Here is a 12,486-nt window from a genome sequence, read left to right as displayed (position 1 = left end):
GGCGGGCAGGCCGCCGGAATCCGTCAGGGCGGCACCGGACACCGCGCGCCGGGCAAGGCCGCGATCTGTGCCGCGACGGACTGCCCACGCGGTGCCGGCTCGGGCCGTTTCCCGGTTACCCGCGCGTCTCCGGGCCCGCCCCGTCCGTGCCGCCCTCGCCGCCGGAACCGGTGGCGCCGGGCGCAAGGATCGGTCCGGCCGCGCCCGCCTTCACCGTGACCGGGTCCGGCGCGACGGCGCCCGCGCCCGGCGTCTCCGGGGTCTCCGCCGGCGCGGCCGCGTATCGGGCGCTGAGCCGCCGGTAGGGCCGGCTGTTCAGCATGATGATCGTGGCGATGATGCCGAGCGCGCCGGTCAGCACGAAGACCAGCGCGATGCCCCGGTCCGCGCCGGTGCCGAACCAGGAGCCGATCGTGCGTGCGCCCGCGCCGTCCGTCATCAGCGGGATGAAGACGAACTGGGTGATCGGCGAGATCAGGAACGCGGTGGCCGGGGACGCGGCCTGCTCCACGCTCTGCGCGAAGCCGAAGACGCGACCCTGGCGCTCCAGCGGCACGACGCGCTGCAGGATGGTCTGCTCGGCCGCCTCCGCGAACGGGACGAGCAGCATGTAGGCATACATGCCGACCGCGAGCGGGATGATCGAGGACTTCAGCGGGAACAGCAGCACCACGGTCCAGAGGACCAGGTTGACGAGCAGCAGCAGGCGCACCGGCCGGCCGCCGAGCCCGACCTTCGCGATGAGCAGCCCGCCGACGATGAAGCCGGTGCTGAGCACGCCCCACAGCACGCCCCAGGCCTGCACGGAGACGAGCGACAGCCCGTACGCGTCCATTAGCGCCATGAACACGCCGCCGAGCAGGTTGTTGAAGGCGGAGAAGAACACCAGCGCCATCAGACCGGGGACGCCCCGGACCAGCCGGATCGTGCCGCCCAGGTCGACCCGGCCGCCCTCCGCCGCGTGCTCGGGCGAGGGTGCGGGCTCGCGGACCGTGACCAGGCCCAGGTGGACGATGGACAGCGCGAGCACGACCAGCGACACGATCAGCACGGACCGCATGCCGTCCGTCGCCACGAGCAGCCCGCTGATCACGGAGGTGGTCAGCATGGTGACGCCGGACGTGGTGCCGACCAGCCCGTTGGCCCGGTCGCGGCCGTCCTCGTCGATCAGGATCGTGACCAGCGTCGGCAGCGCGATCGTCCGGATGTTGCCCGCGATCACGCCGGTCATGAGCAGGACGACGAAAGCCCAGAGTCGTACCGATGCGGGGTCTTGAAAGGCTTCCGGGGGTGTGGCGGCCCAGACGCCGAGCGCGGCCAGGTAGAGCACGAACGACGCGCCCGCGGAGAACTGCATCATCAGCGTGCGCCGGTGGTGGTCGACCAGGCTGCCGAACCAGATGCCGGTCAGCGCCGTGAGCACCAGGAAGATGCCGGAGATGACGCCGGTCGCGAAGACGGAGCGCGTCTCCAGGTACACCCAGAAGGTGACCGCGAACCACACCGTGAAGTTGATGACCGACACGAGCAGCGTGTTGATCAAGATTTGGTAGAAGGTTCGCAGGTCACCGCTCATCGGGACACAGTAAGGCCTGCGTCCGACACTTTCGCGGGAGTTGTCGCCGGTCATTCCTCGTGAAGGTCCGCCCGGCGGCGCAGCGACGGCAGGTCGACGATGGTGATGTGCCGGTACCGCGACCGCACCACACCCTCGCGGGTGAGGCGTCGCATCGCGCGGTGCACGCTCACCTCGGACGCGCCGCAGAGTGCTGCCAGTTCGGGCTGAGTGAGCTGTACGCCGAGCGCGAGTCCCGTCGTGGTGTGGTAGCCGTGCGCGGTGGCGAGGTCCGACAGAATCCGTGCCAGCCGTACCGGCACGGAATAGGCGGCGAAGTCGACGCGCCGCCGTATCGACCGCCGCAGCTGATCGGCGATGATACCGGTCAGTTGCAGCGCGGCGTGCGGATACTCTGCCAGGAACACCTGGAAATCCGCGCGTTGAATGACCCGGATCTGGGCCGGTCCGCACGTCGTGACGGTGGCACTGCGGGGGCTTCCGTTGAGCGCGGCCATCTCGCCGATCAGGTCACCGGATACCCGGATGTCGATCAGGGCCTCGCGATCGTCGGCTGTCCGGGTCGTGACCTTGGCGAGCGCGCGGCAGAGTAGGACCACGAACGTCCCGGTGTCCCCCTCCCGTAGCAGAACGTGGTCCCCGGCGTAGTCGACGGCGACCCCGAGACCTAGCAGGTGTTTCTGTGCGGACGGGCGCAGACGGTCCAGCAGGCTTCCGACCGGCCATTCGGACAGCATGCCATCGACGGTAGTGGAATTGCGTGACGTTGCGCCGTGCGGCGAAACCGTCTTTTGACCGGGAATCCGGCCGTGGTCCGCCTTTCACTGGCTTCGGGCCGTCCGGAGGCGGCGGCAGGGGAGGCGACGATCGTGGACGAAGAACGCATTCCGGTCCGACGCGTGCAGGTAGGGGCAGATCTGGAGGGATACAGCAGGCTCAGCAACCGGGCGCAGGACCGGGCACAGGAGCTGTTCCAGGAGATGCTCTGGCAGGCCGCTGCTGATGCGGGCTTGGCCAGGACTGACTGGGTCCGGCAGGCGAGTGGGGACGGCGAGATCGCGATCCTGCCGGCCGGTGTGGACGAGATGCGAGTGACGGGTCGGTTCGTGCCAGCGATCGACGGACTGCTCCGGGAATGGAACCGTGCGAAGCCGGTGGACGATCGCCTGCGGATGCGCGTCGCCGTACATCAGGGCCTCGTGCACCTCGACGGCGTGAATGGGTTCCCGGGCGGGTCCGTGGTGCACCTCGCACGTCTGCTGGACGCGCCGGTACTGAAGCGGGCGCTGGCCGCGTATCACGGCGCGTCTGTGGCGCTCGCCCTGTCGTCGGAGATCTATCGCGATGTGTGCAGCTACCCGGGCGGCCTGCGGCTCGAATGGTTCCGCGAGGTGGTGGTGGACATCCCGGCCAAGGGTTTCAAGGCGCAGGCCTGGATCTCAGTGCTCGGCGAGGACGTGAATCAGCAGGCCTGGCCGGTGGACGGTCCGCAGCCGGACGCGCCGAAGGCGAAGAAGAGCGGCAGGCGAGCCACTTATCAGATAGGAGATGTCAGTAACGACGGCCAGATGGCCGTCGGCGACGGCGCGTCGGCCATCGGAAAGATCGAGGGACGGTGGAGATGACGCAGCCGGCAGAAGAGGAGAGCCCTCGTCAGGCGGCCAAGGAGGCCGGGACCAAGATCCCACAGCGCGACAGCGGCAGTGCTGAACCGCAGGCGCACGCAAACGATGAGCCGAGCGCGGCCGCCGGAACGAGGAACGCGGGCGAGGAATCGATAGCCGCGGAAGGCATGGACGGGGACGGCAAGCCGGGTCCTGCTGAGGCCGAAGCCGATGTGGAGAACGAGGACGCCGCTGAACGGCCCGATGCGGGTTTCGTTGTCGATGAGCTGCGCAGGATCGCCGGTGACCGTTTCCGCATCCGTGATCAGTTCAATCGTGGCCAGAGCGCCATGGGCGAGGGCTCCATCGCGGCCGAGAACATCATCTTCAACGGGGCCACCGGGGCGCCCGGGGGCCGTCGCCGGATCGAGGCCCGACTGATCGCCGAGCTGGCAGCCTCGTACCAGCTCGCGTATGTCACCAGTGACGTGGACGAGCGGCTGGAGCGTGAGCTGGACCGGCGGAGTCTGGTGGTCCTGAGCGGGCCGGACAGCAGTGGCCGGACCGCGACGGCCTGTGTCGCGCTGGCCCGGCGTCACGGTTCTCCAGCCCGCGTCGCGTCGTTTGATCTGTTGCCCTCGGAGCAACTAACGGACCTGACGAGGATGGAGAACAGCTTCATCGAGGGCGCCGGTCACCTCGTGCAACTGGGTGACGCGCGGGTTGCCGACGCCATGACGCTGGCCGCCCTGGCATCACACGCGAGGAGTCTCGACGCGACGATGGTCATCGTGATCGATTCCGAGCAGGCGCGAGCGGTCAGCAGTAGCTTGCTGGTGGGCCACGTGCGGCACGCTCGCCCGCCTGCGCGCGAGGTGTTTGAGGCGCATCTGCTGCATCGTCTGAAGGACTACGCCTGTCTCGCCGCGTGCATGCAGTGCCGGGGCGATTGCGTCGGTGCCTATGTGAGCCTCTGTCTGGACACGCCAGGCTTGATCGATCCCGCCGGGCGGCTGCACGTGCTGGTCGAGACCGCCGAGGAGGTGGCACTCCATCGCCCCCGCGGCGACAAACTGCGGGCGTTCGGAGTCTCTCGGAGTACCAGTGAGGAGCAAGCGGTGATCGACCGCTTGCTGACCTTCGACGAGAAGCCCGACGTCGACGCAGGCCATGCACGAGCCTTCCGGATCGCCTGTGTGCTGTTCCAGGGTGAGCCGCTGAACTCGGTGGTGGACGTGGCTGAGTCATTCGTGCGGGCGTCCGAGGGAACGGCGGACGCGTCGCCGTTGCGTCCGCCGGCCGGTGGCTATCAGGCGCTGCTGGGCGCGGAGTTGTCGGCGACGTGGATGCCGGCGGGCGATCGGCGTACGGCGGAGAGCCGACGTGCGGCCGAGAACGGCATGGCCCGCAAACTTGTCGACGCGCTATGGGCCGGAGCGCTCCGGCCCAAGGACCTGTTGCGCTGGCTGAATCTGCTGGTTACGGAGGGCCGCGATCCTCGGGTACGGCGGACGGCGGCGCTCCTGGCCGGTGGCTGCGCCGAGCACGACTTCGGCGAGGTCTGCACCGCACTGATGGAACCGTGGGCGAGGGCATCCGCCTGGTGGGTGCGTGAATGTGCGGGACTGTCACTCGTCGCCGCTGCGTTCTCCCCGCAGACCAGGCCCTTGGTGCGTGACTGCATCCAGCGCTGGGCGAAGAGCGACTCGGCACGGATGAGGGACACGGTCTCCCGGGCGTATGCGGCCGGACTTAGTGCGCTCATGCCGTCCCAGGGCCAGACCGACCTACTGTGGGTCTCCAGCCAGCCGTTCCTGCGCCGCAGCACGGTCGTGGCGGAGGCGTTGAGCCGGCTTGACCTGCCCTCCGATTCATTGCTCACCATGCTGCTGGTCTGGGCCGACCTGCGGTTCCGGTTGCCCGCGACGCACGCGGTGCGGGCGTTCGTGCTTCTCGCAGGACGTATGGCGGAGTCCGGCTCGGCGCCCGATCTCCTGGCGCGGATGGCGGCGGGTGATGTCAGCCGTACAGATCTGGCCCGCCTGTGGCAACTGGCGCTGCTCGATCCGTCCTCGGCCTTCAACGCCTGGGAACGTCTCGGCGACTGGGTGCGGATGGCGCCGGACGATCCATCGATCACCGGGTCGTTCCTGGCACTGATGTCTTCCGTCGCGGAGGATCCGCAGGTCCGCGACCGCCTGCGCCACCAGCTCACCTACGTGTGGCGCGGCCGGGTGACGGCGTCGCGCATTCTTGACCAGCTTGACCGGATCGTTGAGGAGCCGTGATGTCAGCATCAACCACCGCCGCACCCGGATGGGAGCCCTGGCGGACGTTCAGGACCTGGTGGGGGCTGGACGAGGGCATTGCAGTGCCGTCGCGACATGACCTGACCCTGTCGCACATCGTCTCGGTACCGGCGCAGGGCGAGGCGTTCGCGTTCGACGTGGAGATCTTCCAATCCTGGAGCGTGACCGGCGGGAGCCATGAGTTCCTGGCGAGGCGAGCGGCTCAGCTTTCTTTGGATGCACGCCGGGGGGTCCGTCGCCTGGCGATGGAGATGTCACGCCGGTTCGCACCGCACCAGGCGGTCGCGTTCGAAGCGGCGTTGAACGATGAGGTGTCCGCACGGCAGCCGTGGACCGTCAACGAGGGCGCTCTTGTACTGGTGTGCGAGGCCTCCGTCCGGGTGCACCCCGACACGCGGATTCGCGAGCAGACCCGCGAGTTCTGGGAGCGCCGGGTCGCGATGGAGTGCGAGCACGAGTTGGAGGTGCGGCGCGCGGCGCTGGTTGACGAACTCGTCAGCACCTGGGCCTCGGTCATCGAGAAGCTGGAGGACAACCCGTTCGCGCCTCCGTCGGCGAAGCTGGCGGAGGACGACTTCGCCAAGGTGTTCGCCGCGTTCAAGGAGCAGCGAGGCGATGCCGGTCGGCGGCTCGTGGACATCCTGGAACGCGCGGTCCGAGGGACCGAGATGAGGATGGGCCCGTCCGAATACACCAAGGCATGGGATGCGGCGTTGACCGCGCTGCTCAAGGAGTACGGGAGATAGCGAGAAGGGGCGGCCGGTGACGGCCGCCCCTTGCGCGTTCAGGCGCTGATCGACTTCTTGCGGCGGAGGTGTTCGCGGATGCGGAGGCGGGCCAGGTTCTCGGCGTCCTCGCGTTCCTCGGCGTACTGGTACGTCTGGTCGCTGCTGGCCTGGGTGCCGGCGAGGATCGGGAGCGCCTGCTGGGTGCCGTCGCGGCCGACCACGTGTTCCCAGGCGATCACGCGGTACGTGTGCGGGAAGATGAAGTCGACCAGGTCCTCCGTGACGACCTCGCCCTCGCTGGTCATCAGCGGCTGCTCGTCGGAGTGGGAGGGCACCTCGGCTGCCCAGAGCGGGTAGGCCTGAGGGGTGATGATGCGGATCGAGTCGCCCATGGCGGCTTCCCTTCTCAAGGCGGCACAACCATCCGAGCATATGTGGCTTAAGCCGCAAAGTAGGCGAAACTGAGAACCGGTGGCGTTTATCCCTTTGCCGCCGCGCGGTGGATGTTGATACATTCGACCGCATAGTGATGCGGAGGGACGGGGTCATGGGTGTGAAGGTCGGCGTCGCCGGGGCCAGTGGTTACGCGGGGGGCGAGCTGCTCCGACTGCTCGCCGGGCACCCCGAGTTCGACCTGGTCACCGCGACCGCGCACAGCCAGGCGGGCAGCGCGATCAGCGCGATCCACCCGCACCTGACCGGGCTGGACCTGGTCACGAAGCCGACCGTGCCGGAGGCGTTCGACGGCGTGGACCTGGTGTTCCTGGCGCTGCCGCACGGGCAGTCGGCCGCGCTGGCCCGGCAGCTGCCCGATGACACGAAAATTGTGGACATCGGCGCGGATTTCCGGCTGCATGACGCGACCGCCTGGGAGCGTTATTACGGCGGCGCGCACGCCGGCACCTGGACCTACGGTCTGCCGGAGCTGCCGGGCCAGCGCGAGAGGATCGCCAGCAGCACCCGGGTGGCGAACACCGGCTGTTACGCGGTCACCACCATCCTCGCGCTCGCGCCGCTCATCGCGGCCGGCGTCGCCGACCCGGAGGACGTGGTCGTGGTCGCGTCGTCCGGCACGTCCGGCGCGGGCAAGTCCGCGAAGACGCACCTGCTCGGCAGCGAGGTGATGGGCAGCCTGTCGACCTACAAGACCGGCCGCCACCAGCACGTTCCCGAGATCAAGCAGGCGACGGGCGCGCGGACGCTGTCGTTCACGCCGGTCCTGGCGCCGATGCCGCGCGGCATCCTGGCGACGGTCACGGCGCGGCCGCTGACCGGCGCGGATCCCCGGGACGTTCTCGCCGAAGCGTACAAGGACGACCCCTTCGTGCACGTCCTGCCCGAGGGGCAGTGGCCGCAGACCGCGAGCGTCGGCGGGTCCAATGCCGTGCACCTGCAGGCCACGATCGACGTCGACTCCGGCCGGATCATCGCGGTCAGCGCCTCGGACAACCTCGGCAAGGGCGCGGCCGGCCAGGCCGTGCAGAACGCCAACATCATGCTCGGCCTCCCCGAGACCACGGGGCTGCAGATCTACGGAGTCGCACCATGAGCGTCACCCACCCGAAGGGCTTCCGCGCGGCCGGCATCGCCGCGGGCATCAAGCCGGACAAGCCGGATGTCGCGCTGGTCGTCAACGACGGGCCGGACGCGACCGCGGCCGGCGTGTTCACCGGCAACCGCGTCAAGGCCGCGCCCGTGCTCTGGAGCCAGCAGGTGCTCAAGGGCGGCGTGGTGCGCGCGGTCATCCTCAACTCCGGCGGGGCGAACGCGTGCACCGGCCCGGCCGGTTTCCAGGACACGCACGCCACCGCGGAGCACACCGCGGCCGCGCTGCGCGGCGCCGCCAAGCCGCTGCTGCTCGGGGCCGGTGACGTGGCGGTCTGCTCGACCGGCCTGATCGGCGAGCGCCTGCCGATGGACAAGCTGCTCCCCGGCGTCGAGGCGGCCGTGCGCGGCCTGTCCCGCGACGGCGGCCCCGCGGCCGCCGAGGCGATCATCACCACGGACACACATGCGAAAACAGCGGTCGTCGAGGGTACGGGGTGGAGCGTCGGCGGCATGATCAAGGGCGCCGGCATGCTGGCGCCCGGTCTGGCCACCATGCTGTGCGTCCTGACCACGGACGCGGTCGCCGGTCCGGACACGCTGGACGCGGCGCTGCGTCATGCCACCCGCGTCACGCTGGACCGCGTCGACTCGGACGGCGCGATGTCCACGAACGACACCGTGCTGCTGCTGGCCTCCGGCGCGTCCGGCATCGAGCCGACGCCGGAGGAGCTGGCCGTGGCCGTCACCGAGATCTGCCGCCAGCTGTCCCGCAAGCTGATCGCGGACGCGGAGGGCGCCACCAAGGAGGTCGCGATCGCGGTCACCGGCGCGCTCACCGAGGACGACGCGGTCGAGGCCGGCCGCGCGGTGGCGCGCAACAACCTGGTGAAGACCGCGCTGTTCGGCAACGACCCGAACTGGGGGCGGATCCTGGCCGCGGTCGGCACCACGGCGGCCACGTTCGAGCCGGACCGGCTGGACGTCGCGATCAACGGCGTGTGGGTGTGCAAGAACGGCGCCGCGGCGGAGGATCGGTCCAAGGTGGACCTGTCCGGGCGGGACGTGGAGATCCACGTCAACCTGAACGCGGGCGGCGCGCAGGCCACGATCTGGACCAACGATCTCTCGCACGCGTACGTGCACGAGAACTCGGCCTACAGCTCGTGAGGCCGGGGCGCACCTCCGTACCCACGCATGATCTTGAATTTGATCTTCGGAACGAGGGGGCCAAGTGACGGCCGCGCTCACGCGTGACCTGGCGGTGGCGCAGCAGAAGGCCGCCACGCTGATCGAGGCGCTGCCGTGGCTGCGGCAGTTCTCCGGTGAGACCGTGGTGGTCAAGTACGGCGGGAACGCCATGGTCGACCCGGAGCTGCAGCGCGCGTTCGCGGCCGACATGGTGTTCCTGCGCTACGCCGGGCTCAAGCCGGTCGTGGTGCACGGCGGCGGCCCGCAGATCTCCCGCATGCTGAAGCGGCTCGGCATGGAGAGCGAGTTCCGCGGCGGCCTGCGCGTCACCACGCCGGAGACCATGGACGTGGTCCGGATGGTGCTGGTCGGCCAGGTCGGCCGCGAGCTGGTCGGGCTGATCAACGAGCACGGGCCGTACGCGGTGGGCATGTCCGGCGAGGACGCGAAGCTGTTCACCGCCGTGCGCCGCCCCGCGATCGTGGACGGCGAGCCGGTCGACGTGGGCCTGGTCGGCGACGTCGCCACGGTGAACCCGTCGGCGGTCGCGGACATCATCGCGGCCGGCCGCATACCGGTCATCGCGACGGTCGCGCCCGACGAGGACGGCGTGCTGCACAACGTGAACGCGGACACCGCGGCCGCCGCGCTCGCGGTCGCGATCGGCGCGCGCAAGCTGGTGGTGCTGACGGACGTGACCGGCCTCTACCGCAACTGGCCGGACCCGGAGAGCCTGATCACCCAGATCACCACGCACGAGCTGGCGAAGCTGCTGCCGAGCCTGGAGTCGGGCATGGTCCCCAAGATGGAGGCCTGCCTGCGCGCGGTGGAGGGCGGGGTTCCCGCCGCGCACGTCGTCGACGGCCGGGTCGCGCACTCGACCCTGCTGGAAGTCTTTACCTCTGAGGGATTCGGAACGATGGTGATGGGGTCATGAGCGGTCTGATCGACCGGTGGCAGACGTCCATGATGGACAACTACGCCACGCCCGCGATCGCGCTGGCCAGCGGCGACGGCGCGGTGCTGACCGACGAGGCCGGCAAGAAGTACGTGGACCTGCTCGGCGGGATCGCGGTCAACGCGCTCGGCCACGCGCACCCGGCCGTGGTCGCGGCCGTGACGAAGCAGATCTCCACGCTCGGCCACATCTCGAACTTCTACGTCGCCGAGCCGACCATCAAGCTCGCCGAGCTGCTGCTCGCGCTGGCCGGGCGGCCGGGACGGGTGTTCTTCGGCAACTCCGGCGCGGAGGCGAACGAGGCCGCGTTCAAGATGTCGCGGCTGACCGGGCGTACCCACGTGGTGGCGACCGAGGGCGGTTTCCACGGCCGGACCATGGGCGCGCTGGCGCTGACCGGGCAGCCCGCGAAGGCGGCGCCGTTCCTGCCGCTGCCGGGCCAGGTCACGCACGTGCCCTATGGCGACGTTTCCGCTTTGAAGAGTGCCGTCACGGACGAGACCGCGATGGTCCTGCTGGAGCCGATCCAGGGCGAGGGCGGCGTGCTGGTGCCGCCGCCCGGCTACCTCACGGCGGCCCGGGAGATCACGACCGCGAAGGGCGCGCTGCTCGCGCTGGACGAGGTGCAGACCGGCATCGGCCGCACCGGGCACTGGTTCGCCCACCAGGCCGAGGGCGTCGAGCCGGACATCGTGACGCTGGCCAAGGGGCTCGGCGGCGGGCTGCCGATCGGCGCGGTCCTCGCGTTCGGCCGGGCGGCCACGCTGTTCCAGCCCGGCATGCACGCCAGCACGTTCGGCGGGAACCCGGTCAGTTGCGCGGCCGCGCTCGCGGTCATCCAGACGATCGCGAACGAGGGCCTGCTCGACCACGTCAAGCGCGTGGGGGAGCGGCTGCGGCACGGCATCGAGGCGCTCGGCCACCCGCTGGTCAGCGAGGTGCGCGGCGCGGGGCTGCTGCTCGGCATCGTGCTCACCGCACCCGCCTCCGGCGCGCTGGCCGGCGTGCTCAAGGACGCCGGTTTCCTCGTCAACGCGGTGGCGCCGCACGTCGTACGGCTGGCACCGCCGTTGATCCTCACGGCCGAACAGGCCGACTCCTTCCTCGCGGCGCTGCCCGACGCACTGGACACGGTGAGCTCATGACCCGGCACTTCCTCCGCGACGACGACCTCACCCCGGCCGAGCAGTCCGCGGTGCTCGACCTGGCGCAGCTGATGAAGGCGGACCGGTACGGGCACAAGCCGTTCGCCGGGCCGAAGTCGATCGCGGTGCTGTTCGACAAGCAGAGCCTGCGGACCCGGCTGTCGTTCGACGTCGGCATCGCGGAGCTCGGCGGCAACCCGATCATCGTGGACACGCAGGCCACGCACTTCGGCCGCGGCGAGACGCTGGCCGATGCCGCGCACGTGCTCTCCCGGTACGTGTCCGCGATAGTCATGCGTACCTACGGCGACGACCGGCTCGCCGAGATCGCCTCCGTGGCCACGGTCCCGGTCGTCAACGCGCTCACCGACGGCTTCCACCCCTGCCAGCTGCTCGCGGACCTGCTCACCGTGCGCGAGCACTGCGGCGGCACGGCCGGGCGCACGCTCGCCTACGTCGGCGACGCCGCGAACAACATGAGCCACTCGTACCTGCTGGCCGGCGCGACCGCGGGCATGCACGTGCGCGTGGCCGGCCCGTCCGGCTACGACCCGGACCCGGCGATCGTGGCCCGCGCGTCCGAGATCGCGGCCTGGACCGGCGGCTCGGTGTCCGTGCTCCGCGACCCGTTCGAGGCCGTGGACCAGGCGGACGTGATCGCCACCGACACCTGGTCCTCGATGGGCCACGAGTCGGACGGGAAGGACCGGCTCACGCCGTTCCGGCCGTACCAGGTGAACAAGGACCTGGTCGCGGCCGCGAAGCCGGACGCGGTCGTGCTGCACTGCCTGCCCGCGCACCGCGGCGACGAGATCACCGACGACGTGATGGACGGGCCGCAGAGCGTGGTCTTCGACGAGGCGGAGAACCGGGTGCACGCGCAGAAGGCGCTGCTGGCCTGGCTGGCAGGCTACTCCGCATGACGTCCCCCACCACCCGCACCGCGCGGCACGCCCGGATCGTGGAGCTGATCCGCGAGAAGGCGGTCCGGTCCCAGACCGAGCTGGCCGAGCTGCTGGCCGGCGACGGCGTGCAGGTCACCCAGGCCACGCTCTCCCGTGACCTGGAGGAGCTGGGCGCGGTGAAGGTGCGTGGCACCGCGGGTGGCCCGGCCGTCTACCTGATCCCCGAGGACGGCACGCCGGTGATCCGGCAGGCCGAGCAGGCCCCGGCGCGGCTGCTGCGGCTGCTGCGCGAGCTGCTCACCGGCTCCGACGCCAGCGGCAACATCGCCGTGCTGCGTACCCCGCCCGGGGCCGCGCAGTTCCTGGCCAGCGCGCTGGACCGCTCCGGCCTGCCGGACGTGGTCGGCACGATCGCGGGCGACGACACCATCCTGGTCGTCGCCCGGGAGCCGTTCGGCGGGCCCGCGCTCGCCGACAAGCTCTCCGGGTGGGCCCGTACCGGGCCCGCCGACTCCGATAACTGAG

General features: G+C 70.3%; 12 protein-coding genes. 9 read left to right on the top strand and 3 right to left on the bottom strand.

Annotation, left to right across the window (positions count from 1 at the left end; genetic code table 11):
* Nucleotides 1-115: 115 nt before the first annotated feature.
* Nucleotides 116-1,576, bottom strand: a complete 1,461-nt coding sequence (locus OP04_RS18815) for an MFS transporter (protein WP_063746634.1) — start codon at nucleotides 1,574-1,576, stop codon at nucleotides 116-118.
* Nucleotides 1,577-1,626: 50 nt separating this feature from the next.
* Nucleotides 1,627-2,313: a Crp/Fnr family transcriptional regulator gene (locus OP04_RS18810; RefSeq protein WP_033341055.1), complete on the bottom strand. Its 687-nt coding sequence runs from the start codon at nucleotides 2,311-2,313 to the stop codon at nucleotides 1,627-1,629.
* Nucleotides 2,314-2,445: 132 nt separating this feature from the next.
* On the opposite strand from OP04_RS18810, the gene OP04_RS18805 reads away from it, so the two are divergent.
* The 3 genes from OP04_RS18805 to OP04_RS18795 are packed head-to-tail and all read left to right on the top strand — an operon-like array spanning nucleotide 2,446 to nucleotide 6,235.
* Entirely contained in the window at nucleotides 2,446-3,201 is a 756-nt protein-coding gene (locus OP04_RS18805; protein WP_033341054.1) for a hypothetical protein, read from the top strand.
* Complete coding sequence (locus OP04_RS18800) at nucleotides 3,192-5,468, top strand: hypothetical protein (protein WP_033341053.1); 2,277 nt, start codon at nucleotides 3,192-3,194, stop codon at nucleotides 5,466-5,468. The genes OP04_RS18805 and OP04_RS18800 overlap by 10 nt, the downstream gene beginning before the upstream one ends.
* The gene (locus OP04_RS18795) at nucleotides 5,468-6,235 is read left to right on the top strand and encodes a hypothetical protein (RefSeq protein WP_157240021.1); all 768 of its coding nucleotides are present in this window, start codon (nucleotides 5,468-5,470) and stop codon (nucleotides 6,233-6,235) included. The genes OP04_RS18800 and OP04_RS18795 overlap by 1 nt, the downstream gene beginning before the upstream one ends.
* A gap of 38 nt (nucleotides 6,236-6,273) precedes the next feature.
* On the opposite strand, the gene OP04_RS18790 is transcribed toward OP04_RS18795, so the two are convergent.
* The gene (locus tag OP04_RS18790) at nucleotides 6,274-6,609 is read right to left on the bottom strand and encodes a hypothetical protein (RefSeq protein ID WP_033341051.1); all 336 of its coding nucleotides are present in this window, start codon (nucleotides 6,607-6,609) and stop codon (nucleotides 6,274-6,276) included.
* Between the two features lie 155 nt (nucleotides 6,610-6,764).
* Here OP04_RS18790 and argC point away from each other — a divergent pair, with 155 nt between their 5' ends.
* From argC to OP04_RS18760, 6 genes are all read left to right on the top strand, one after another.
* The gene (argC, locus tag OP04_RS18785; RefSeq protein ID WP_033341050.1) at nucleotides 6,765-7,766 is read left to right on the top strand and encodes an N-acetyl-gamma-glutamyl-phosphate reductase; all 1,002 of its coding nucleotides are present in this window, start codon (nucleotides 6,765-6,767) and stop codon (nucleotides 7,764-7,766) included.
* Nucleotides 7,763-8,932: a bifunctional glutamate N-acetyltransferase/amino-acid acetyltransferase ArgJ gene (gene argJ, locus OP04_RS18780; RefSeq protein ID WP_033341049.1), complete on the top strand. Its 1,170-nt coding sequence runs from the start codon at nucleotides 7,763-7,765 to the stop codon at nucleotides 8,930-8,932. The genes argC and argJ overlap by 4 nt, the downstream gene beginning before the upstream one ends.
* Nucleotides 8,933-8,996: 64 nt before the next feature.
* Nucleotides 8,997-9,890 carry an acetylglutamate kinase gene (gene argB / locus OP04_RS18775; protein WP_033341048.1) on the top strand — a complete coding sequence of 298 codons (894 nt, stop codon included), beginning with the start codon at nucleotides 8,997-8,999 and terminating at the stop codon, nucleotides 9,888-9,890.
* Nucleotides 9,887-11,056 carry an acetylornithine transaminase gene (locus OP04_RS18770; RefSeq protein ID WP_033341047.1) on the top strand — a complete coding sequence of 390 codons (1,170 nt, stop codon included), beginning with the start codon at nucleotides 9,887-9,889 and terminating at the stop codon, nucleotides 11,054-11,056. Before argB ends, OP04_RS18770 begins: the two co-directional genes overlap by 4 nt.
* Nucleotides 11,053-11,979 (top strand): ornithine carbamoyltransferase, encoded by a 927-nt coding sequence (argF, locus tag OP04_RS18765; RefSeq protein ID WP_033341046.1) that lies wholly within the window; start codon nucleotides 11,053-11,055, stop codon nucleotides 11,977-11,979. The genes OP04_RS18770 and argF overlap by 4 nt, the downstream gene beginning before the upstream one ends.
* Nucleotides 11,976-12,485, top strand: a complete 510-nt coding sequence (locus tag OP04_RS18760) for an arginine repressor (protein ID WP_033341045.1) — start codon at nucleotides 11,976-11,978, stop codon at nucleotides 12,483-12,485. The genes argF and OP04_RS18760 overlap by 4 nt, the downstream gene beginning before the upstream one ends.
* Nucleotide 12,486 lies beyond the last annotated feature (1 nt).

Source organism: Catenuloplanes japonicus (assembly GCF_000717135.1).
Taxonomy (GTDB): Bacteria; Actinomycetota; Actinomycetes; order Mycobacteriales; family Micromonosporaceae; genus Catenuloplanes; species Catenuloplanes japonicus.
The sequence above is the reverse complement of the archived record's forward strand: the minus strand, read 5'-3'. Positions and strand labels throughout refer to the sequence as shown.

Excerpts from the sequence above, each read along its gene's own strand:
- argC (WP_033341050.1), top strand. The coding sequence starts at position 6,765 with ATGGGTGTGAAGGTCGGCGTCGCCGGGGCCAGTGGTTACGCGGGGGGC.
- OP04_RS18815 (WP_063746634.1), bottom strand. The coding sequence starts at position 1,576 with ATGAGCGGTGACCTGCGAACCTTCTACCAAATCTTGATCAACACGCTG.
- OP04_RS18790 (WP_033341051.1), bottom strand. The coding sequence starts at position 6,609 with ATGGGCGACTCGATCCGCATCATCACCCCTCAGGCCTACCCGCTCTGG.
- OP04_RS18810 (WP_033341055.1), bottom strand. The coding sequence starts at position 2,313 with ATGCTGTCCGAATGGCCGGTCGGAAGCCTGCTGGACCGTCTGCGCCCG.
- argJ (WP_033341049.1), top strand. The coding sequence starts at position 7,763 with ATGAGCGTCACCCACCCGAAGGGCTTCCGCGCGGCCGGCATCGCCGCG.
- OP04_RS18770 (WP_033341047.1), top strand. The coding sequence starts at position 9,887 with ATGAGCGGTCTGATCGACCGGTGGCAGACGTCCATGATGGACAACTAC.
- OP04_RS18795 (WP_157240021.1), top strand. The coding sequence starts at position 5,468 with ATGTCAGCATCAACCACCGCCGCACCCGGATGGGAGCCCTGGCGGACG.
- argF (WP_033341046.1), top strand. The coding sequence starts at position 11,053 with ATGACCCGGCACTTCCTCCGCGACGACGACCTCACCCCGGCCGAGCAG.
- OP04_RS18760 (WP_033341045.1), top strand. The coding sequence starts at position 11,976 with ATGACGTCCCCCACCACCCGCACCGCGCGGCACGCCCGGATCGTGGAG.